This window comes from Haloferax prahovense (genome assembly GCF_000723845.1).
Lineage (GTDB): Archaea > Halobacteriota > Halobacteria > Halobacteriales > Haloferacaceae > Haloferax > Haloferax prahovense.
Genome location: NZ_LK053001.1, coordinates 106,940 through 128,876 on the forward strand (window position 1 = coordinate 106,940; position 21,937 = coordinate 128,876).

The 21,937-nt window shown below is 59.5% G+C and carries 16 protein-coding genes and 4 pseudogenes; 10 read left to right on the forward strand and 10 right to left on the reverse strand.

Features of this window, described 5'->3' with window-relative positions:
• Window positions 1-241: 241 nt before the first annotated feature.
• Complete coding sequence (locus tag BN984_RS15565) at window positions 242-478, reverse strand: hypothetical protein (RefSeq protein WP_049968675.1); 237 nt, start codon at window positions 476-478, stop codon at window positions 242-244.
• A gap of 82 nt (window positions 479-560) precedes the next feature.
• Here BN984_RS15565 and BN984_RS20225 point away from each other — a divergent pair, with 82 nt between their 5' ends.
• Entirely contained in the window at window positions 561-707 is a 147-nt protein-coding gene (locus tag BN984_RS20225) for a DUF7563 family protein (RefSeq protein ID WP_449271579.1), read from the forward strand.
• Between the two features lie 467 nt (window positions 708-1,174).
• Here BN984_RS20225 and BN984_RS20005 read toward each other — a convergent pair whose 3' ends face one another.
• The 3 genes and pseudogenes from BN984_RS20005 to BN984_RS15575 form a co-directional block, all read right to left on the reverse strand.
• A complete protein-coding gene (locus BN984_RS20005; RefSeq protein ID WP_239640783.1) occupies window positions 1,175-1,315 on the reverse strand; it encodes a DUF1328 family protein in 141 nt (46 codons plus the stop codon).
• A 129-nt stretch (window positions 1,316-1,444) separates the two neighbouring features.
• A pseudogene (locus BN984_RS20010) lies at window positions 1,445-1,765 on the reverse strand (cyclase family protein); the annotation flags it as partial.
• 214 nt (window positions 1,766-1,979) lie between these two features.
• Window positions 1,980-3,041, reverse strand: a complete 1,062-nt coding sequence (locus BN984_RS15575; protein WP_345775641.1) for an AI-2E family transporter — start codon at window positions 3,039-3,041, stop codon at window positions 1,980-1,982.
• A 282-nt stretch (window positions 3,042-3,323) separates the two neighbouring features.
• On the opposite strand from BN984_RS15575, the gene BN984_RS15580 reads away from it, so the two are divergent.
• Window positions 3,324-3,581, forward strand: a complete 258-nt coding sequence (locus BN984_RS15580) for a DUF5789 family protein (protein ID WP_049913718.1) — start codon at window positions 3,324-3,326, stop codon at window positions 3,579-3,581.
• 376 nt (window positions 3,582-3,957) lie between these two features.
• Here BN984_RS15580 and BN984_RS15585 read toward each other — a convergent pair whose 3' ends face one another.
• Together BN984_RS15585 and BN984_RS15590 are read right to left on the reverse strand one after the other, a co-directional pair.
• Window positions 3,958-5,307, reverse strand: coding sequence for a sodium:calcium antiporter (locus tag BN984_RS15585; RefSeq protein WP_049913704.1), 1,350 nt, complete (start codon window positions 5,305-5,307; stop codon window positions 3,958-3,960).
• A gap of 442 nt (window positions 5,308-5,749) precedes the next feature.
• Window positions 5,750-6,919 (reverse strand): CBS domain-containing protein, encoded by a 1,170-nt coding sequence (locus BN984_RS15590; RefSeq protein WP_008096852.1) that lies wholly within the window; start codon window positions 6,917-6,919, stop codon window positions 5,750-5,752.
• 258 nt (window positions 6,920-7,177) lie between these two features.
• Between BN984_RS15590 and BN984_RS15595 the strand changes: the two genes are divergently transcribed.
• From BN984_RS15595 to BN984_RS19505, 4 genes and pseudogenes are all read left to right on the forward strand, one after another.
• Window positions 7,178-7,651: a hypothetical protein gene (locus BN984_RS15595; protein ID WP_204365670.1), complete on the forward strand. Its 474-nt coding sequence runs from the start codon at window positions 7,178-7,180 to the stop codon at window positions 7,649-7,651.
• A 352-nt stretch (window positions 7,652-8,003) separates the two neighbouring features.
• Window positions 8,004-9,977, forward strand: a complete 1,974-nt coding sequence (locus tag BN984_RS15600) for an SLC13 family permease (protein ID WP_049968677.1) — start codon at window positions 8,004-8,006, stop codon at window positions 9,975-9,977.
• An 86-nt stretch (window positions 9,978-10,063) separates the two neighbouring features.
• A pseudogene (locus BN984_RS20170) lies at window positions 10,064-10,904 on the forward strand (hemolysin family protein); the annotation flags it as partial.
• Window positions 10,886-11,071 (forward strand): annotated as a pseudogene (locus tag BN984_RS19505) (IS6 family transposase); the annotation flags it as partial. The pseudogenes BN984_RS20170 and BN984_RS19505, both read left to right, overlap by 19 nt.
• 32 nt (window positions 11,072-11,103) lie before the next feature.
• Here the strand turns inward: BN984_RS19505 and BN984_RS20015 are convergent.
• A pseudogene (locus BN984_RS20015) lies at window positions 11,104-11,295 on the reverse strand (IS6 family transposase); the annotation flags it as partial.
• A gap of 162 nt (window positions 11,296-11,457) precedes the next feature.
• Here BN984_RS20015 and trkA point away from each other — a divergent pair.
• The 4 genes from trkA to BN984_RS15625 all read left to right on the forward strand — a co-directional run bounded on the left by trkA (window position 11,458) and on the right by BN984_RS15625 (window position 17,227).
• The gene (gene trkA / locus BN984_RS15610; protein WP_049968678.1) at window positions 11,458-12,795 is read left to right on the forward strand and encodes a Trk system potassium transporter TrkA; all 1,338 of its coding nucleotides are present in this window, start codon (window positions 11,458-11,460) and stop codon (window positions 12,793-12,795) included.
• Complete coding sequence (locus BN984_RS15615) at window positions 12,792-14,288, forward strand: TrkH family potassium uptake protein (RefSeq protein WP_008096858.1); 1,497 nt, start codon at window positions 12,792-12,794, stop codon at window positions 14,286-14,288. The genes trkA and BN984_RS15615 overlap by 4 nt, the downstream gene beginning before the upstream one ends.
• A gap of 188 nt (window positions 14,289-14,476) precedes the next feature.
• Entirely contained in the window at window positions 14,477-16,282 is a 1,806-nt protein-coding gene (locus tag BN984_RS15620; protein WP_004971942.1) for a hybrid sensor histidine kinase/response regulator, read from the forward strand.
• Window positions 16,283-16,372: 90 nt separating this feature from the next.
• Complete coding sequence (locus tag BN984_RS15625) at window positions 16,373-17,227, forward strand: MBL fold metallo-hydrolase (RefSeq protein WP_004971943.1); 855 nt, start codon at window positions 16,373-16,375, stop codon at window positions 17,225-17,227.
• Between the two features lie 101 nt (window positions 17,228-17,328).
• Here the strand turns inward: BN984_RS15625 and BN984_RS15630 are convergent, their stop codons facing one another.
• From BN984_RS15630 to BN984_RS15640, 3 genes are all read right to left on the reverse strand, one after another.
• A complete protein-coding gene (locus tag BN984_RS15630) occupies window positions 17,329-18,375 on the reverse strand; it encodes a PAS domain-containing sensor histidine kinase (protein ID WP_008096861.1) in 1,047 nt (348 codons plus the stop codon).
• 234 nt (window positions 18,376-18,609) lie between these two features.
• The gene (locus tag BN984_RS15635) at window positions 18,610-19,674 is read right to left on the reverse strand and encodes a TrmB family transcriptional regulator (RefSeq protein ID WP_008096863.1); all 1,065 of its coding nucleotides are present in this window, start codon (window positions 19,672-19,674) and stop codon (window positions 18,610-18,612) included.
• A gap of 204 nt (window positions 19,675-19,878) precedes the next feature.
• The gene (locus tag BN984_RS15640) at window positions 19,879-21,888 is read right to left on the reverse strand and encodes a glycoside hydrolase family 15 protein (protein ID WP_181950721.1); all 2,010 of its coding nucleotides are present in this window, start codon (window positions 21,886-21,888) and stop codon (window positions 19,879-19,881) included.
• Between the last annotated feature and the right edge of the window lie 49 nt (window positions 21,889-21,937).

Genomic DNA, 21,937 nt, shown 5'->3' on the forward strand with positions numbered 1-21,937 from the left:
TGCATCAATTATACCTATTTTCACACTTGGGAAAGTTTTGATTATGTGAGTTACATCCACTGGACGTACGTGTCAGCAACAATAGTTCATTGGATGTTGTAGGCATTCGAGAGCCACGTCACCCAGTTAATCAAAAATTGTCTGATTATTAAAATATCGACACTTGATGCAGTCGGAAGGCGTTAGTCCCAGTGTCCGCTCACCAGCGGAGAGATTTCACATGGTACGAAACCCATTCCGATCACGTCGAGAAACGCGGCGTCGAGCGCGAGAAGCGGTCGACTCCGAGAAGGCGAAACACGTCCTTTCGGAAGCCGCTGAGGAAGATGTCGAGCCAGATGCGGAGGCTGCAGAGGCGCTGAGAGAGGCGGCAGCCGAGGAAACAGCCGAAGTCGCCGAATCGGCGGCTCGCCGCGCTCGCCGTCGCGGTCGCAAGAACATCACCGCCGAAGACGTGGCACAGGCGAACGAACGACATCAAGACCGCGAAGAACGTGGACGGCGCCGATAACGATCGACCGCAGACCCGTCCCCGCCAGGTCCTCCCGAGTGACTAAACGATGCCAGAATGCAACGACTGCGGCGCGTTCGTAACGTCACGATTTGCCCGCGTCTTCGGGGACAACGAAGACAACATCTACGGCTGCCGCGCCTGCCTGCCAGTCACAGCACTGATCGACGGACATGCGGCACGGGACCCCTCGTGACGCCGACGAACGCTTCGGCTCTCGATCGACGTCTGGTGTCGGTACGGTAATTGTCAACAGAAAGATGACAACGACACGCATCTCCGTTTCAGAAGCAACGCTCTACGTATGCCGTGATTGTGGAGACGGCATCGAAGACCTGAAGACACAGGCAAGTGCCTGCAGTGTGGGGCGCGGTTGGTGAACAGTAGCGTCCCACACGACGGCTAAGAGACAATCGTTCCCATCACGCGCTGTGTGCGTTTCCGTGCCAAATGAGCTACAGCACGGACACCGACCGTCGAGACCGAGCAGATACTCAGAGTCATCACCAGCGTTCGCGTCGCCTAGAGCTACCGTACGAACGTCGATTTCCACGGCCGTTCAGCTAAACTCTGGCCGAGTCCCCAGACGAACGACATCTGCTTCGCTGTTTCCGAGCCGTCGATCCAAAGTTGTGTGTATCACCGAGAGCAGTTGGAGTGGGTCTACAGGATGAACGTGACGATGGCAAGAACGACGAAGATGATGACCAGCCAGTTGGCGATGTCCATACTGAGTCCGGCGACCCCCCGAGCGCCGAGCACCGCTGCGGCGAGCGCGAGTATCAAAATGGCTTTGATCGGCACAGCAAAGAATTGGAATGACTCACCAACGAACGAATCGAGGTTGCAGAGATTCTCGACGATGAAGATCTCCTGATCGAGGAGTCGAGTGTGAGCCGGACGGGCGGGGTTCTGGTGGTCGTCAGCGTTTAGCGTGTCTACCCCGACTAAGGAAACGTCTGCGTCGATTAGTCTCTCGATGACGCCCTCAGAGATGTAGGGGTAGGTTCGGTACTCCTCTGAGCCCCCAGTTCTTGTCCCATCCAAAATTGAACAGGACGGCGGAGCCTTCGAGGTCAGCCTCTCGGGAAGCGCGTCGACAGTCAATTCTTCGTCGCCGGCAAGTTCTCGGGCATCGACGATCGTCCCGGGCAGTATCAGTTCGCTAATTTCAAGCTCACTAATGTCGCGACCCTCTGGATGCCGATGATACGGCGAATCGAGGGACGTCCCCATGGACGTCTGGAACCGCATCTCGGTGACCTGCTGACAGGGCGAACACCGCCGATGTTCGTCCGTCGGCGCAAGTGACGATGGCGGGTAGGTGGCACCACTTGGAATTGGCTACGGTCGCATTCGTACCTGTCATCTAACCCTACCACAGTGTGTCGAACGACCAACGTCGGTGGGGTGAGAGGATACCACAGCCACGGTTACGCAAGGAACGATGCCGGAAATGACCCCTCTATCAGCCGACGATCGAGTCCGCTCGTTCCTGAACAAACAGGTCAAGGACGACCTTCGAGCCGCCGAGTATGACCGGCCCGACGAACAAGCCGATTGCCCCAAACAGAACGACTCCCCCGAAGATACCCACGACGATAGTCGCGACGTTGATCGCCCCACTCCGGTTGATAATCGCCGGGCGAAGATAGAGGTCCGAGGCGCTGACCACCGACCCATAGGCAAAAAGCAGTATCGCTGTAGCGGGGCGACCGATTGCGAACAGGTAACCCGAAACCGGAAGCCAAACACCGAATGCTCCAACGAGCGGGAGCAACGTGAGAACAAATGTCGCCACAGTCAAGAACACGGCCCCGGGCATGCCAACGAGCGCTAGCCCGATGCCGAGTAGTACCGCTTGGACTCCCGCGACAGCGACGTTCCCGATAACGGACGCCCACATGAGAACGTCAAGCTCTCTGATAAGTTCCCGCTCCACACGATCAGAGAGCGGGACAATCGACTTTAGCCATGTGACGAACTGTTCACGGTCTCGCAATAACGCAAAGAGTACGAAGACCGTCACGGTGAGACCGATCAGCACACCAGGGAGACCGCCGACGATGGTCACCGCGCCGGTTGCAAGACGTTGTAACCCGGTAGCGATTGGCGCTTGATACGTCGCATACAACAGGTCGAAATCGATCACATAGCCAATGGCTTCGAGTCGGTCCTGAACGATGTCAAGACTGAGTCCCCCTTCTTGGAGGGCGGTTAACAGCTCCAGACCCTGCTGAATTGCGACCGTAAGAAGATACGCGACCGGGATGAAGAAGACAAATACTGAAAGCGAAATCAGGGTGAAGGCAGCTGTAGTTGCGCTCGTGTGACGCTCGAGCATCCGTTGTGCGGGAGCGAGGACGTATGCGAGGACGATCGCGAGCAAAATATACTGAAGCTGTGTGAACACGAAAAGTAGACCGAGAACGCCGCTCACTACCGCCAAAATCGACAGTACAGCATGGTCCGAAAACCAACGTTGACGGTCTCCCCGTTCAGTCATATTCAGTATAGAGATTCCCCTCATGCTTGAGTTGTGTGCACAGAATTGGGCTATCTGCCACTGGTCGTTACTTGCTCCGAGTACTGTCACGTTTCACGTCAGATTGAAAATCAGTGATAATCTGACCCACTGCTTGCGGAAATTTCTCGGAACAACGTTCTTTCTTGAAAACAATCGGGATCTTGATCGAAGCGGTCGATAACGCAGATATCGCTGACCAAAAACACTGTCGAAAATCCCAGTCATCGGAGAATGTCTGTCACTCCCGTTATGTCACTTATTACCTTCCCGGACGTAGTTGGCAGTATGAACCGCAAGATTAAATTCAGTGACATTTTGAGCTTGCTTGATGAGATTGAGTATCCCATCGGGCGGACGACAGCATCTGAAGAGCTTTCCGATGTTAGGCTGGTATTGGCCGACGGTGAGACAAATCTAGGCAAATTGGTTTCTCAGACCTCCCGTGAGTCGTTCGAATCGGCTACCGATATTCAGTCGGAGCTCCACAACGTACTCCCACGGGAGGCAGTCGGGGATCCATATCAATCTGAGGGGGACGCGTGATATCCTCTCGCGGCTGAAGGCGCGGGCCTCCCACCCGGTGTTGGCTGGGCAGGTCAATCCTGACGATTGGGCGTTTAAGATTTGCTGGACAGTCAGCCAGTGACTTCGCCACGAAGCCGTTATTCGCACCTCGAAACGAGCTTCGAGTCACCTGATTGGTTAATGGCTGTCGGCGTGGTTGGCTTATATTTTGGTTTCGACTAAGAACCGCGGCGAGCACCGAGTCAACCACCATTTCTCCACGAACGCGTCTCGATGTGGTAGTTTGTGACTCGGGTTGTCGGATTCATCTCGTGTCTGAAGCACCACTATTCTCCTTGAATCTCTATAACTACCGTATTTGAACGATGGCAGTCACTCTGTTGATGCAACGGTGTTAGTCCGCCCGTTCCGTCTGGCCCGTCCCGATTCCAATCGCCGCCCGGACATTCGATACACCGTGCTCAAGAAGTTCGTGAGCACTTTCACGACGTTTGACGAATAATCCGACACTGAGGACGGCGTAGACAACAGTATAGGCGTAGAGGATGGAAATACTGAGGGTCGTTGCGGTCGGTCCAGCGTAGGTCTGAATCACATAGAACTCCGTAAGAACTTGTGTTGTAAACAGGATGAGCAACACAACTGCTTCACGAATACTAATCTCGAAGTCTGTCAGGAGAGCAATTGCAAAGAGGCTCTGGGCGGCGGTGATCCAGATCTCTGCTGCCTGTTTCGAATCGAACGAGAGTGTCCCGATTGCACCGGCTGAGATGGAGTAGACGACAGCAAGTGTGCCGATGAGCAACGTCCACTGATTAAGCTTTGAGGAGATGAGTGCGTTGAATCCGGCAGTCGAGCGCGCTTTGTTGACGAGGTAGGCGACGACGATAAGTTCGGGGCTTTCTGAGGCAAGCGGTGCAAACCACTGAATCATGAAGAACTTGGGAATGCCATACTGGAGCCCCAACTGTTCCAGCCCCTCGGCGAACGGGTGGACGGCAGTGAAGATTACCACACCTGAAAACACGAACCCAAAGAGGACGACCGCGATGCGTGGTCCTTTCGGATATTGGTGGAAGTATGCAGGGACACCAATGTGTTCCTCGGACGCCCCAGCGCCACCACGAATCGCGACAAAGATATACAGCAAGAACAGTCCGACGAGAAAGAGTGTATCAAGCGGCCCAATACCGCCACTCAGCGGGATGAAGAACGCATACGTAGTCGCGACAAGTAAGAACATGATTTCAGTTGCAATGTCCCGGTCGAGACTGACCACGTCCGCGAGGAATCCCGAGCGGTACTCAACCGCCGGGTCAGCGGTGCGCTTTGCGAGGTAGATAGTGAAGAATGCGATGCCCGACCATCCGAGACCGATGAGAATGCGGTTCGCACCGGTCATATTGGCCACTGCGAGGTTAGCAGCCTCACTTGAGCCAGCACCGGCCTGCCACGCGTAGAGGGCGTCAACGGCGTACTCGGGAGCCACGGCAAGCACCGCCAGCACCGCGATGGCGAATGCCTGCGGGACGTCTTTTTCAGCGGTCTCTGCCCCCCACGCGAGCAGGAACGCTGCACCCACGAGTGCGAGGCCACCAACGAGGACGGCCATACCGGGTGTGATATTCTCGCCCGGGTGCACAGTTCCGTACCCACCAGACGCGACGAACGTCCCGATCCACGGCACTGTCAATACCAGCGCAACGGCGACCGCGACGAGTGGGTGGCGTAACCGATTGAGCACTAATCCGATAACGTAGGGCAGATACCTACTTCTTGCGCCCAAGTAGTCGTCTCTCCGGACGCCTCGGCGTCCTCTGTAGATACCGCTTCCAAGGCTGTACAAAGAGGAGCGATGCGAAGCCAGTTCTGATATGGGCGAGGATGGTACGTTCGCGCGCTAACCGGGTTCTCTCCTAGGCGAGCCTATTTGAACATCCGTTATCTCAGTCGTAGGCACTGACCGTTCGCCGTTCTTTTTCTCTGTACATCGGTGAGAATCGCTTGCTCACCCCCTCTCGAGAACAGTCAAAATACTCGGACAACTGTGGAGATTTCAACGGCGACGCTCACGTGCCGTCCCGAGGGGCTGGTCCACATCGACCCCCCGTTATCTCGCCAATCAGCCTGCATCATCGCTCTGTATGATGCATCGTCCGCCGTGACGTTCTCGTGAGTGCCGGCCCTCACTGGAAACCGGGTCCGGAGATCGGTTGGTCGAGTGTCTGTGGTGGCCCGCCGCTCTGAATGACGTTGAACGCCCGCATCATGTCTGTCCGAGAAATGATTCCAACGAGATCACCGGCCTCATTGACGACCGGCAAGCGTCCAACGCCGTTCTGCTGCATCTGCTGGAAGGCGGTCATTGCGTCGGCGTCGGGGGAGATCGTATAGAGGTCGGTTGACATCACGTCCTCAACGCGATATGCATCGCGTTCGACTTCTTCGACAGCAGCTGCATCGTCCAGCGTCACAATCCCAACGAGGTCGCCGTTTCGCAGTACTGGATACCCGATATGGCGCTCGGTAAACATCCGCGCGAGGAGATCAGAGATAGTCGTCTCCTCGGAAACCGTCTCGAGGCTCTCTCCGGGCGTCATCACGTCGCTTACGCTGATGCCTTCGAAAGCTGCCTTGATAGTGGTCTGTTGGGCCTCGCCGGACGCGGCAATGTAGATGAAAAACGCCAGTACGATGAGAAACAGGTTGGTGAACAGCCCGAGAAGGCCCAGGCCGAACGCGAACACTTTCCCGACGGCAGCAGCCTGTTGGGTCGCCTTCGCGTGTGGTTGGTTCCGAGCAAGGAGTGCCCGGAGGATACGCCCGCCATCCATCGGAAATCCGGGGAGCAGATTGAACGCAGCGAGCACTATATTCAGGATTGCGAGATAGCCGAAGACGAACCGGGCTGCGTCGACACCCGGCGGGAGAGTGATAAATACCACGTAGGAGCCCACGCCGAGGAGGACGCTCACGATGGGGCCAGCGATAGCGATCACGAGCTCGTGACGCCAGTCTTCGGGGAACTCGGTGAAGCTGGCCACGCCACCGAGTAACCAGAGAGTTATCGAATCGATTTCGTATCCGTATCGCAACGCGACCAGCGAGTGTCCGAACTCGTGCAACAGGACGCCGGTAAACAGTCCCAGCGCCGAGGCCAGTCCGAGTACCCACGGGAGATTCCCGTCTGTCAACTGGTTCGGGTCCATCGTGGCACCGAACGTCTGGTTTATCACCACTACCAACTCGGCGATATCCCCGGCGATGAAGACGGCGAAGAGCGGAAGGACGATCAGGAAGGTCCAGTTGAGCCTGACGGGGATACCAAACGCCGAACCGACTCGGAATCCTCTCATGTATAGGTTATTACCCGCGAAACAGGTTAAAACGGCCGGGCAGTCGGAACAAACGATAGCAGTAGGTCGGTGAGCGACGCCACCAACCGCATCCATTCGTGACGAATAGACATACGGCGTCGGGACCGAGCCGCTGTGACGGAGTCTCGAACACGTGGGTGTCGCCCCGTCACGTTACAGAGTCCCGTCCGAGAGTTCGACACCGAGACTCTGGGATACGTTACACGACTTTATTGTTCTGCCGGTGCAACGTTTCGTATGACACTCGACGTAGAGGTTCCGGAACCACCGGATCTCTCGAACCGAGGGATGCCGCGTGAGTTCGAGTTGCAGGAGGAGACGCTCGGGTCGGAAGACTTCTACCGCGAGGACCTCGAAGACCTGCTTCAGGAGGGGGCATGGAAGGAGGGGTTCAACGAATGGGCCGAATACACGGACCTCGACGAAGAGCAGGTTCGGATCGTCAGCGACCTCGGTCTGTTCCAGGTGTTCGACTTCTACTGGGACCCCACCGAAGACCGACTTCGCTTCGACGCCCCGACGATACCGAACGACTGGCGCGAGCGGGACGCAACCGAGTCGCTCGATTCGAGCACGGTTTCGATGATCGACGCTACGTTACAGGATCTCGGCCAAACTGTACACGAGACGCTGGAGGGCTACCTCGAACGGAACGACGAAGCCACCGATTTTGGCTGGGGGAAAGAGACGTACGGCAAACGAGGCGAGTGACTCCCACGTGAGTACTCGCAACGGTTCGATGAGAAAGCCCACGACTTCAGTCGTGTGTAGCTGTCAACTAGGGGTAGGGAAGCCATCGTGAGGTGGACCGAATCGTCGCCGCAGTCCATTGCGCGAGTTCGGCCGCGTGATGGACGTTGTGGGCTGCGTGTTCGCTACCGTGAACGGGGAGCAGAACCGAGTCACACATGTCACTACCGGCCGCGACGGTGAACAGTCACAAAGCAGTTCTCACGGCGCGGACCTCGCCGGTGGACGACCGACGCCACCTGTGTTCGGCGACAGAGCGGCGCGAGCCGTACTACTATGTAGACTCGACGGAAATCTATACACGGTCAATTCTGTGACGAACGGACTACATACCCTCACACTGGCGACGCCGGCACCCCTCCAGCAGCTCCCGGTAGAGTTGCCAGTCTCGCTCGACGTGGTCGTCGTGCTCGCCGTCGTCGCCGTCGCGCTCGTCCTGTTCGTCCTCCAGCCGGTCTCGATCGATACGACTGCCATCGCGCTGATGGTCGTGCTCATCCTCCTCGGTCCGTGGACGGGCGTCTCCCCAGAGGAGGGCGTCTCGGGCTTCTCGAACCCCGCGACGCTCACCGTGCTGGCGATGTTTATCCTCAGCGAGGGGGTTCGACAGACCGGCGTCATTCAAATCCTCACCCAGAAGATGGAGTCGTTCGCAGGAGACAGCGAGTCGCGACAGCTCCTCGCGACGGTCGGACTGGCCGGCCCGTCGGCGGGCTTCGTCAACAACACGCCCATCGTCGCCGTACTCATCCCCGCCGTCACGAATCTCGCCCGGAAGACCGGGACCTCGCCGTCGAAGCTGCTGATTCCGCTATCGTTCGCGTCGATGATGGGCGGAACCCTCACTGTCATCGGGACGTCGACGAACCTGCTTGCGAGCGATATCTGGGCGCAGACCGGTCCGACCGGCGAGCCGTTCTCGCTGTTCGAGTTCACACAACTGGGTGCCGTCGTACTGGCTGTCGGTCTCGTCTATCTACTGACGATTGGGAGATACCTCACGCCCGCCCGGATCACTGCCGAAGGGTCCCCCACAGACCAGTTCGGGATGGCCGACTACCTGACCGACGTCGTCGTGCACGAGAACTCCGACCTCGTCGGGTCGCAGGTCCGAGAGCTGCGGCGCGGCGACCTCGACCTGGATGTGTTCGAGATCGTACGCAACGGTCGCAGCATCGTCCGCGGTCTCCCGAGCGAGCGGATCCACGCTGGCGACATCCTCTCCGTGAGGGCGAGCCAGGAGACGCTCGAACAGGTCATCGGCGACGACCACCTCGATTTCCTGCCGGAACTTCTCGACGCCGCGGAGGACGGGCACGAACCGCTCCCCGACGGGGCCGTGCCCGAACACCACGCGTGGAGCCGACCGTCAGCGACACCCGACCCGAACACGAACGACGACGAGAGCACGGAAAAACCATCTGAAGCCGAGGATGAAATTTCGCTCACGGAGATCGTGTTGCTCCCCGGGACGTGGTTGAACAGACGGAACGGCGTTGCCGGATTCGAACGCGACTACGACGCGACAGTGCTTGCGGTTCGCCGGGGGAATGAAGTGATTCGCCAGCGCCTCCGGGACGTGCGCCTGCAGGGTGGTGACGTGTTGCTCGTCCAGACGAGCGAAGACGTTCTCGACCGACTCCGGGCGGACAACAATATCGTCGTCTCCAGTGACAGACGCTGGGAGGACTTCGACCGGACACAGATTCCCATCGCACTAGGAATCGTTGCCGGCGTCGTCGGACTGGCCGCACTCGAGTATCTCCCGATCATGGTCAGCGCGCTCGCCGGCGTCGTCGCGATGCTCTTTTCGGGCATTCTCCGACCCGCAGACGCCTACGAGGCCGTCGACTGGGATGTCATCTTCCTGATCGCGGGCGTCATCCCGCTCGGCATCGCGTTCGAGGCGTCCGGAACGGCTGACCTAATCGCGACGGGCATCGTGGCCGGGAGTGCCGTCCTCACACCAATTGCGATGCTCGCGACGTTCTACCTCGGCACCGCGCTCATCACGGAGATGGTGAGCAACAACGCGAGCGTCGTGTTGATGCTTCCAATCGCTGTCGAGGTCGCGGGGCAACTCGGCGTCAACGCCTTCGCGTTCGCCCTTGCGGTGACGTTCGCCGCCAGCACGCCCCTGCTCAGCCCGGTGGGCTACCAGACGAATCTCATGGTCTATGGGCCTGGCGGCTACAAGTTCACTGACTTCGCGCGCGTTGGTGCGCCGCTCCAGCTCATCCTGACGGTCGTCACGACCGCTGGCATCGCGTTCTTCTGGGGGCTATGATGAGACAGAATCACGACTGCGACGTGCGCTAAGGCGGCGCGACCGCAGCCGCCCCCTACAAGGCCCCCACACGCCAATACCGGTGTATGGTCAAGTTGCTCTCTATCGGTGGGTTCCTCGCGTTCTTCCTCGTGGTCATGAATGGGGGTGTTCGTCGCCGCCGAATTCGCATTCGTAAAAGTCCGGCCAACTCGGGTGAACGCACCCGTCGACCGCGGGAAACCCGGTGCAGGACTGGTACAGGATGCCATCGAGAACCTCGACGGCTATCTCGCTGTCAGCCAGCTCGGGATTACGCTCTCCTCACTCGGCCTCGGGTGGATCGGTGAGCCGGCTGTCGCAGCGCTCATCGAACCCATTCTCGGGGAACTACTACCTGCAGGCGTGATTCATCTCGTGGCGTTCGCGCTGGGATTCGGCTTCATCACGTTTCTCCACGTCGTGTTCGGCGAACTCGCACCGAAGACCTTTGCTATCCAGGAGGCCGAACGGGTGGCGCTCCTCGTTGCGCCGTTCATGAAGTTCTGTTACTACCTGTTCCTGCCCAGCCTCGTCGTTTTCAACGGCACCGCGAACTACTTCACCAGCCTGGTCGGCGTCTCGCCAGCGTCCGAAAGCGAAGACACTCATTCCGAGGAAGAGATCCTGATGATTCTCACGCGCGCTGAGGAAATAGGACACGTCGACCTTGATGAGGTCGAGATGATCGAGAGCGTCTTCAACCTCGGCGACACGCTCGCCCGGGAAATCATGGTGCCACGCCCCGACGTGGAAACCGTGTCCACCTCGATGGCGCTTTCAGAACTTCGTGCGGTTGCCGCCAGCGGGACCTACACTCGATACATCGTCCTCGACGAAGACGGGGAGCAGCCAACTGGGTTTGTCCACGCGAAAGACATCTTCCAGGCGAGCGAAACCTCATCGAAAAGTGGTTTCATACCCTCAAAATTCGAGTCGACCGCGTCCATAATTCGTGGGTGGGCAGTCACGGCAGCGTCCGCGAGTGGTTCATACAATTTGTGCAATACTACAATTTTCAGAGATCGCATCAAGCGCTCGATGGACGAACGCCAGTCGAGGTGGTTACTAACTAGACAGTGCCGAATGGACATAAATACTGACCGTTGATATGTGACCGGTCTACGTAGCCAACCCGACCGGTCAACGATAATCGAAAGAATGCAGTCCGATAACCAGAGACATCAGCCAGAAACACAGTATCTGAGAACTCGTGTTTCTCACAGATTCCGTGGAGAAACACAGTCGCCGGAACAGCCCCGTGGTGCTTGAACAGCGCGACGTCGACACTCACTTTTGTGAGAGGCCTATTGTGTCTCACAACCAAGACTACTCGCCCATTCCTTATCTGGACAGTACCCAAGAATGTTCCATCTCAGAAGACCAGATCCGAAATGTCGTGAACGGCTTTTAGTAGGCCCCATCCGTTAGGTATCCCAATGGTTACGTCGAGAGGACAGCCATGCGCGTGATCGTCGTCGGGGCCGGTGAAGTCGGAGCGAACATTGCGGTCAGTCTCGCTGAGAGTCACGACGTCATCGTCATCGATATTGATCCAGAGAAAGTCGAGGACCTCACGTATTCGAGTGATATATTGGCGATTAAAGGGGATGGGACCTCGCTGAGAATACTCGAAGAGGCAGGCATCGCCGAGGCAGATATGCTCATCGCCAGCACGGACGACGACGAGACGAACTTAGTCACCTGCGGGACGGCGAAGACAACGGGCGATGTCTTCACTATTGCTCGGGTCCGGAACGCGAACTTCCTCGATACGTGGACGCGATCAGAGAGGGCGTTCGGGGTTGATTTCATGGTCTCGACGAACCTACTGACGGCCAACGATATCGTCCGCGTCGTCGGGCTCCCGGCCGCCGTCGACGTCGACCCGTTCGCCGGTGGACTCGTCCAGATGGCCGAGTTCGAGGTGGCGGCAGATTGTGAAATCGAAGGACAGACCGTCGAAGAGGCGGACAAGTTCGATGCGCTCACGTTCGCAGCACTAGTTCAGGAGGGCGATGTCGTAATCGCCCGTGGACAGACACGAATCGAAGCCGGAAACAGAGTGATCGTCATCGGCAGTCCAGAGAGCGTCCAAGCGTTTTCGAAAACTGTTGCCTCAGCTGAAACCTCAGATGAGGCTCGTGATATCGTCGTCGTTGGTGGGAGTGACATCGGGTACCACACGGCTAGGTTGCTCGAAGAGCGCGGCCTCGAACCTCGTCTGATCGAACAAGACGCGGATCGCGGCCGTCAACTCGCCGAAGACCTTCCCGGAACAATCGTGATGGTACACGACGCGACGGACGTGGACTTCCTTGTCGGTGAACACATCGACCGGGCGGACGCAGTCATCGCAGCGACCGACAGCGACGAAAAGAATCTCTTGGTCTCGTTGCTCGCAAAGAACATCGGTGTCGCTCGTACGGTCGCCGTCGTCGAACAAGGGCAGTACGCAAGCTTATTCGAAGCGGTCGGAACCGACGTCGCGATCAACCCCCGTGAAGCGACCGCGGAGGAAATCGTCCGCTTCACACAGGAGGGACAGGTCGAAAACCTCTCGCTCATCGAGGGTCGCCAGGCAGAAGTGCTAGAGATCGAGGTCGACGAGGCAAGCGTCCTCGCAGGACGCCCCATCCACGAGAGCATTACTGAGCTTCCATCCGGTGTGGTTATCGGTGCGATCACTCGCAATCAGGAGTTCATCGTTCCCCGTGGCGAGACCGTGATCAAAGCAGGTGACCACGTCGTTCTCTTCGTAGCTGCAGATGTCCTCTCTCCCGTTATGGAGCTCGTATGAGAATTCGCGTCGATTGGCGGGTTAGCTGTCGACTGGTCGGGACGATTCTCAAATGGCTGTGGGTACCACTCCTCCTTCCGCTTGGAATCGCCCTCTACGACGGAACGGCGCTGCTCCCGTTCATCTTCCCGATACTTGGGACAGCACTCCTCGGGGTCGGGCTCGAACAGCTCACCGACAAGCGTGACCTCCGAGCGCGGGAAGCGTTTCTGATGGTCTCGCTGACGTGGTTGAGCATTGCGCTCGTCGGTGCGGTCCCATTTGTTCTTGCCGGCGAGGGAATGCTTGTAACGCCGGTGAACGCCCTATTCGAGAGTATGAGCGGAATCACGACGACCGGAGCAACGGTCATCGTGGATTTCGAACGCCACTCACGGGCCATCCTCATGTGGCGAGCGGTCCTGCAATGGCTCGGTGGACTCGGAATTCTGGTTCTGGCGACGGCTGTCCTCTCCCAACTGTCCGTCGGTGGTGCACAGCTCATGGAGACCGAAACCCAGATTCAGGACGTCAACAAGCTCACGCCCCGAATTTCGGAAACAGCAGCCCTTCTCTGGAAGATCTATATCGGCCTGACCGGGCTCCAGGTGGCAGTTCTCTACGGACTCCATTTGATCGGATACGCGCCGGAGATGACGCTGTACGACGCTGTAGCGCATGCGTTTACGACCATCTCGACGAGTGGCTTTTCACCCCGTGGCGACAGCATCGCTGCCTTCTCGCCCGCCGTTCAGTGGGCGATTATCCCGTTCATGGCAATCGGTGCCACGAGTTTCATTCTACTGTACTTCGCCTTTCAGGGGAACTTCGACCGACTCCGCAATAGTGACGAATTCCGCTTTTACGTCGGACTGCTCGGGTTCTTCACGGTCGGTGTCGGGGGGGTGTTGTTGGTTGACGGTGCTCCCTATACAAGCCTCGAACAGATAGCTCGGCACGCACTCTTTCAGGTCGTTTCGATAATGACGACGACAGGTTACGCGAGTACGGATTTCAACCTCTGGTCGGCAGCGGCCAAACATCTCCTGTTCGTCTGTATGTTCATCGGTGGGATGGCCGGTAGTACGACCTGTTCGATCAAGACGCTCCGGTGGCTCGTCGTTGTGAAAGCGTTCAGTCGAGACCTGTTTACCGCCTCGAATCCGAGCGCGGTCCGACCAGTCCGCCACAGTGGGAACGTCGTCGACGAAGAGACGGTTCGGGACATCTACGCCTACACACTGGTTAGTCTCGTGTTCTTCATCGTCGCGACAATCTTCGTCGTCGTCGACGCATCCCGAGTACAGCTGTCAGTCACCGAATTCGAGGCCATGAGCGCTGCGGCAGCCACGTTCTTCAATGTCGGGCCGGCGTTCGGAATCGCGGGACCACTCGAGAGCTACGAGCCGTTCCCGCAGTCGACGAAGATCGTGATGACCTTCCTCATGTGGGTCGGTCGGATCGAAATCATTCCGGTGCTGGTGTTACTGACGCCGTCCTACTGGCGGTCGTGAAAAGCGAGGTGAAATGACACTAGTTTACTTGCGTTCCACTTCTCGATGTCCGGGCGCTCATCACCCTCTTGGGACTCGTCGGGTCACGCTGAGCGTGGAGGTCAACTACTCCGACACGGGAGAGTCGTGTTCCTCCGACCGCGCCCACCCTTAAGTATCTACTTAGCGAACATTCAAGCGGGATAGATATGAGCGAGTTAGTGGATGAGGTGGTCGTCTTGTACGTCGACGACGACGAGGACTTCACCGAACTAACGGCGACGTTCCTCGAACGGGAACACGACCGGTTCCGGGTCGAGACGGCCACCTCGGTCGCCGAGGGGCTCGACCGCGTGGCAGACACGGAGTTCGACTGCGTCGTCTCGGACTACGACATGCCCGAGCGCGACGGATTGGATTTCCTCGAAGCCCTCCGCGAGGACGCGCCGGACCTCCCCTTCATCCTCTTTACTGGCAAGGGAAGCGAGGAGGTCGCGAGCGACGCAATCTCCGCGGGCGTCACCGAGTACCTCCAGAAGGAACACGGGACCAGCCAGTACACCGTACTCGCCAACCGTATCGAAAACGCGGTCGAGCAGTACCGCTCACAGCGCGCGCTCGAGACGAGCGAACAACGCCTCTCCCTGTTCATCGAACAGTCTCCGCTCGGCGTCCTCGAGTACGACAGCGACTTCCAAATCGTCGGGCTCAACGAGCGCGGCGAGGAGATTCTGGGCTATACTGAAGCGGAACTCCGCGGCCACAGCTGGGAACTCATCGTCGCGGACGATAGTTACGACAACGTCGACGCCGTGACAGACCAGCTTGCAGTCGCGGAGGGCGGCTACCACAGCATCGACGAGAACGTCCGAAAGGACGGCGAACACATCCGCTGTGAGTGGCACAACCGAACCATCACTAACGACGACGGTGCGGTCGTCGGCATCATCTCGTTGTTCCAGGACGTGACCGAACGAACCCACCGTGAGGACGAACTCGAACGGACCAACGCCCTGCTCTCGACGCTCATTCGGTCGCTCCCGGTCGGCGTCCTCGCCGAAAACAGCGACCGAACCGTCCTCGCCATTAACGAGCGACTGCTCGAACTGTTCGATGTCTCGGAACCGTCGACGGAACTCATCGGCGCAGACTGTCGGGAACTGGCGCAGATGGCCAGCGAACTCGCGGTTGACTCGGAGGGCTTCGTCGAGCGCGTCGACGAACTGATCGCCGGGACAGAGTCGATCCACAACGAGACAGTCGCTCTGACGAACGGTCGGACGCTCAACCGAAGCTACGAACCGATCGAACTCCCCGAGGGGACCGGCCACCTCTGGATGTATCGCGACACGACCGAACAGCGAAAGCGAGAGCAACAGCTCCAGCGCCAAAACGAGCGGCTGAGCGAGTTTGCGAGCGTCGTCAGCCACGACCTCCGGAACCCGCTGAACGTGGCTGCTGGGAACGTGGAACTGGCCCGCCAAGACCACGAAAGCGACCGTCTTGCGACCGCCGCGCGGGCGTTGAACCGCATCGACGACCTCATCGAAGACCTGCTCACGCTCGCCCGAAAGGGCGACAACGTCGGTGAACTGGAACCGGTGTCCTTGGGTCCGCTCGTCTCCGACTGCTGGGAGACCATCGAAACGGCCGGCGCTGAACTCCAGACGGACGTGACGGCGACGGTCATCGCTGACCGAAGTCGGCTCCAACAGCTCGTCGAGAACCTCGTCAGGAACAGCATCGAACACGGTGGAGACGGCGTGGCGGTGACAGTTGGTGAACTTCCGGACGGCTTCTACGTCGAGGACGACGGTGTCGGCATCCCAGCCGAGCGCCGCGACACCATCTTCGAAGCCGGCCGCACAACCTCGCGTACGGGTACCGGATTCGGGCTCGCAATCGTCAAGCAGGTCGCCGAGGCCCACGGATGGGACGTTAGCGTCGCCGACTCTGACGCCGGCGGGGCACGATTCGAGATTACGGGAGTCACGTTCGCTGATGTCGACGACTGAGCCCCACGCCGGAAGCTTTTACAGGCCCCGTGCGGACCGCTGTCACATGTACTATCACGGCGAATCCGGCAGCGCGGCGCGGAGCGTACGATGACGATTACGAGCGATTGGGGCGAATGGTGGGCCCGGGAGGAACTCAACGGCGTCGACGTCGAGGAGGGAGTCTCACTGTGGTATCTCGGCGTCGCCGGCTGGGCGATACGGACGCCGGAGACCGCCATCTACATCGACCCCTACTTCAGTACCGAGCGGGACCGCGAGTACGTCGCTCGGATGTCGCCGGTGCCGATGGAGCCGCAGTGGGCGGACGCCTGCGACGCAGTCTTCTGCACCCACGACCACCGCGACCACTTCTGGCCGCCCTCGTTCGGCCCGCTTCTCGACCACGGCGGCGACGTCCACGCGCCCGTCGAGTGCTACGAGAACTTCGACGTGAGCGCGATCGACGAGGACAAGCGGACGGCCGTCGAACCCGGCGACAGCTACGAGGTCGGCGACCTCACCGTCCACGTCAGAGGCGGGTACGACCCGGACGCGACCGGCACGGTGACGTACGTTATCGAGCACGAGACGGGAACCATCTTCCACGGCGGCGACAACCGGCCCTGCGAGGCGTTCCACGAGATCGGTGCGGAGTTCGACATCGACCTCGGGATGCTCTCCTACGGAACCGACGCCCGCGTCGTCCAAGACGGCGAGGTCATCACGCGCAAGCTCTACAACGACGCGGACGAAATCATCGAGGCCACGAACGCGCTCGGCATCGACCGCCTGATTCCCGAGCACTGGCGGCGCTGGCGGTCGATTCACGCGGACCCCGGCGCGCTCTCGAAGGCCGCGACGACGTTCGAGTACCCGCACGTGATCGAGGAGGTCGAAGTCGGCGACCGCTTCCGACTCGGCCGGCCGGGCGTCGTCCCACCGGCGCGCCTCGGCGGTGAGTAACTCTCCAACTCGTCACCGAACTCTTCTGCCCCACAGGCGACGTCGCGCGGCGCTCCCATTCAACAGCGATGTCGTACTGTACCACAGAAACCGCAGTCGAGTCAGTCGGTGCGCGGGAGTTCGACGACGAAGACGGCACCCGTCGGTTCGTTGTCTTCGACCCGGACCGAACCGCCGTACCGCGTGACCAGGGTGTCGACGAGGTAGAGTCCGATACCCGTGCCGGGGCTCCCGAGACCTCGCTCACCTTTTCCGAACGCGAGTTCTTTCCTGTCGTCCGGGATGCCCGGCCCGTTGTCGGCGATTCGAATCTCGACATCGTCGTCTCGGGCCGTACACGAGATCTCGACGCGAGGCGCGTCCTTGTCGTTGTGTTGGACGGCGTTGTTCAGGAGGTTCCGAAACACCGAACTGAGCATGCTATTTCCGGCGACCTCGACATCGGGGAGCGCTCCCGCCACCACGAACGCGGCCTCCGGGAAAGACTCCTTGCGAATCGATAGCTCGGTTTCGAGAATCGAGCGAATCGGTACCGACGCGATAGTGACACTCTCGTTCGATGCAATCGTCTCCACGTAGTCGCGTGCGACCTCGGTCAGTTCGACGACGTGCTCACCGCTGTCGAGGATTTTCTGGAGGTACTCGCTCCTGTCATCATCGACGTGGTCTTCGAGCATCTCTGCCCACCCGAGTACGACCCCCATATCGTTGCGGATATCGTGGCGGACGATTCGGTTCAGCAGTTCGAGTTCTCGCTCCCGGCGTTTCTGCTCCGTGATGTCCGTACAGATACCGACGACCTCCGAGACGTCACCGTCGTCATCGCGGAGGAGCACCTGCCGCGTCAGCACCCAGCGAACCGACCCATCGGGTCGGACGACGCGACCCTCGTACGCCTCGTCGTGGGCCCCCTGGGCTGAGGCCTCGATATTCTGTCGCACCCGGTCGCGGTCTTCGGGATGGATGGCGTCGAGCAGCCGTGTGATGTCGTCCATGACCGCCTCGGGGGGAATCCCCCAGATGTCTTCGAAGCCAGCGCTAATGTAGTCGAACTCGCCGGGCGCGGATACCGTCCAAAGCGCGACCCCATCAAGCTGGTCGAACAGGTCCTGGAAATCGGGCCGTTGGCCAAGCGAGCTGTTACTCATACGGGGGTGTTTCGAGGCGAGTGAGATAAGTACCAGTCCCGGAGTCCGACGGCGGAGCAGCCGGCGTCAAAGCTGCGTTCTGAAGGGTGAGTCTCGTTCGTGGACGAGCAAACCGGACGTTAGTGCTAATCGAGTGACGTCGAAGGAGGTCGGCTCGAGCCGACGGAAGGATAACCGAGGAGTCCCACGCGGGGCAGTCCACTGCGACTGGTCGGTGAGTACGTGCAGGAAACGCTATTCCTGTTCTGTATCGCTGACCGACCGGAAGACGACGCGCCGGGCCTCGAAATCCTCCAAGAACGCCTTCGAGCCACCGACGGTAAACGTGTCGTCAGGCGTCTCAACGACGAACGACTCCTGGGTCGGGAAGTCGTTCGAGAAGGGCCGAACGAGGCTCTGTTTCACCGCCACGATCGTCCCAGTCGTCGTCTCGAACGCCGCGTTACTCTGGGTGGGACGGATGTCCATCTCGGCCGTGACGACAGATCCGTCCATCAGATGTAGCGTCGCGTCGAACACCGCGTGGCGGAAACTCGTGAACGTCGCCGGCAGTTGACTTTTTGACCCGACATGCACCTGCTCGCCCATCGGCCAGTAGTTCGCGATAAACGAGTCGAACAACGAGGAGACGATGTGCTCCTCAGCGTGGTAGATGGCATATTCATCGGAGTTCGAGTTCAGTATCGCATCTGCCGAGGCGATGATACCGTCACCCCGGTCAACAGTAAGCGTCACCGGGGCCGGGGCGCTCCACGTCTGGATGATACTCGCGGTCGCACCGTCGATCGAACTCGTGCCGTCATACTCCGTGACGAGAAGCATACAAAATACGCCCCGACTCCGCGCCTCTCTGAGCGAGTCTTCGACCCGATGAAGCACCGATGCGGGAAGTGCGAGAACGAGTTCCGATTCGGCGGCGTCGATCAGCTTATTGAGCTGAGCGAGTATCGTCCGTCGAGATTTGATGATACTGAACTTCTGCTGTTCGTAGCTCTCGGAGTCAAACAGGTCCTCTAACTGGGACTCGACGGTCTGTAGTTGGGAAACGAGGTTGTCGATGCCCTCTGCGGGCGGAATCGCTCGCAACTGCGTCGGTTGGACGTGGTCGTCGATTTCGATGAGGTCGCGCTCCTCGAGTTTTCCGACGATATCGTACGCGTAACTCTTAGAGATGTCAGCCTCTTCAGAGACGACTCGGATTGTCGTCGCCCCGTTACGGAGTATCGTCACGTATGCCCGCGACTCCTTGTCCGAGAGCCCAATCCGCATGAGGCTGTCCACCACCTCGTCTTCCACCATATCCAAGTGTTCGGCCAAGGCGGGGGATAAATCTTAGTAAAGCGTTGGACACCGAGAGGCCATTGTAGGCCGACAGACCAGTATGATGAACGTGATTCCTCCCCGGCGTAAACGGCGGGGTCCCCTCACTACAGAAAGATGAGAGGACAGGCAGGGAGCTGTCCGACGCGTGACCGCCCCGAACCCGTTTCGAACGATAACTCTCTACTCGGTGCAAGTACCTCGGGTGACACGGGACGCGTGCGTGGCTAGTCGAATGGCGTGAGACCAACCCAACGGCGTTGCGCTGTCCGGCGCACCGGTGTCGAAGAACTGCTCTGGGAGGTAGCCCGATGGAAGGCACAGACTACCGTCGAGATCTATTTCGTCGAACAACCGATCCGCCCACGTTTCGGGGTCGTACTCGTCAGTCGACGAGAAGAGTCGAATCGACTTCTCGGCCGCGTACGCGCCCCAGCCAGTCGAGACGGTCCAAACCTTCTCGCTTCCCTGCCCTCGCTGCCGCCACGTATCGCCCTCGAATCGCGTGAGTCCAGAGATGTCGCCGGTCTCTTTCCAAAGCCTGGAAAACGCGGTTTGGAGGTGACACTCGAGTCGCCGCAATCGCGTGTCGCCGATATCCTCGATGGCTCGGTAGGCGAGGTAGGCGTCGACGAGCGAGAACGTCGTGCTGTCGACTCGGTCGTCCAAGTCACCGTCCCCGTCGTCTAATCGGAGCGCGTAGATACCCTTGTCGGCGGCCCACGCCATATCGAGCGCGTCAAAGACCTCCGTTGCCCGCGTCGCTGCGCGCTCGCTGGTGGCGGTATCGTACGTGACCGCCGCAATCGTACTGTAGGCCTGAACGAACTTCGCGGCGGTGTGCGTGAAACGACCATTCGTATTCTCCCACGCGTTTTCGCATACCGTCGGAAAGCCATCGTCTTTCAGCGAACTGTCGAGCCCATCGACTCCCGACTGTAACGCGTTCTCGATGGCCTCGACCGTGACGTTTCGGAGCGACTGTCGGTATGTCGAGAGGTACTCGGCGAGGAAGACGAGGACACTCGCAGTCTGGTCGGCTTGGTACTGCGTTTCCGTGCCCTCGATGTGGCCGTTCGCCCACCCCGGCGCAAGCCGGCCGTTCATCGGCCACACCCGATGAGGCCACCGGCCGTCAGGTAACTGCGTCTGCAAGTAGAACTCGGCGCTCTGTCGGTGTGCCTCGGCTGCGCCGAACCCGAGCGATTCGTCGGCTTCCAAGAGAAACGTCGAAACTTCTCCGTCGTCTCGAAACCACGTGTAGCCATAGCCGCCGGAGTACTGGTAGTATGGGTCGAAATCCGGCCCCGCAATTCGGGCCCCAGTCGGTGCGGAGAGCAACTCAAGGACCGAAAGGTCAGTCGCGACGAGTCGGTCCGTGACCGTGGGATACTGTCCTGCCTGCCGTGCCGTCGCGAGGAGCGCGGCTGAAGCGCTGTTGGTTCGTCGCGTCCGGGTCGCGACCGCAGAGAGCGCATCCGAGCGCGACTGCGTTTCGATGTCCGACAGCAGGGTGACGAGACTGGTCTCACCGTCCTCGAAAGCGACGCGGACGCCAACACCACCGGTGAGGCGACTCTCCTCGTACTCTTCGGACGCACCGAACTCCGGAAACGACCGCGATTCCGCGGCGAGTATCTCGTCGAACCGCTCGAGTACTTGGGGCGTACACTCCACGAACTCAGTCGAGGCGCCGAGGTAGTCGTGTTCTCGGTTGTGATACACCTCAACGACGTCGTCGTGGACGAGTTGCCCGACGCGCCCATCTCGCCCCTCCGGGCTGATCTCGATGAACGCGGCCAGTTCGATATCCTCCGGTGCACCGTCGCCAAGCTCAAACGCCGTCGTGTGGGCGAGCCCGTCGGTAACGTCGCGTTGTACCACGTCGAACCCATCGAGACGGTGCGTCGTCTCGACGAGCGACCGACCCGCTCGGTACGTCTGAATCCCCGTGTCGAGCGCATCGAACCACTCGATAGTGTCACCGATACGGACGCCGAAACGCGAGGACACGATGCCGCCGAATCCCGAAAGTGGGTACGAGTAGTCCCGTAGTGACCCGGCCGGTGACACGTGAACGAGGCGTTGGTCCGACCCGCTGAATCTGCCTCGCCGCGTGCGCCGTTCGCCCGGAAATACGTCGGTCGCGTCTTCGTTCTGCTTGTAATCGTCGAGTGACCGTCGGAGTCCCATACACCTACTGGCCACAGAGTCCAGATAAAGTTCTTGTGATATCTCAAAG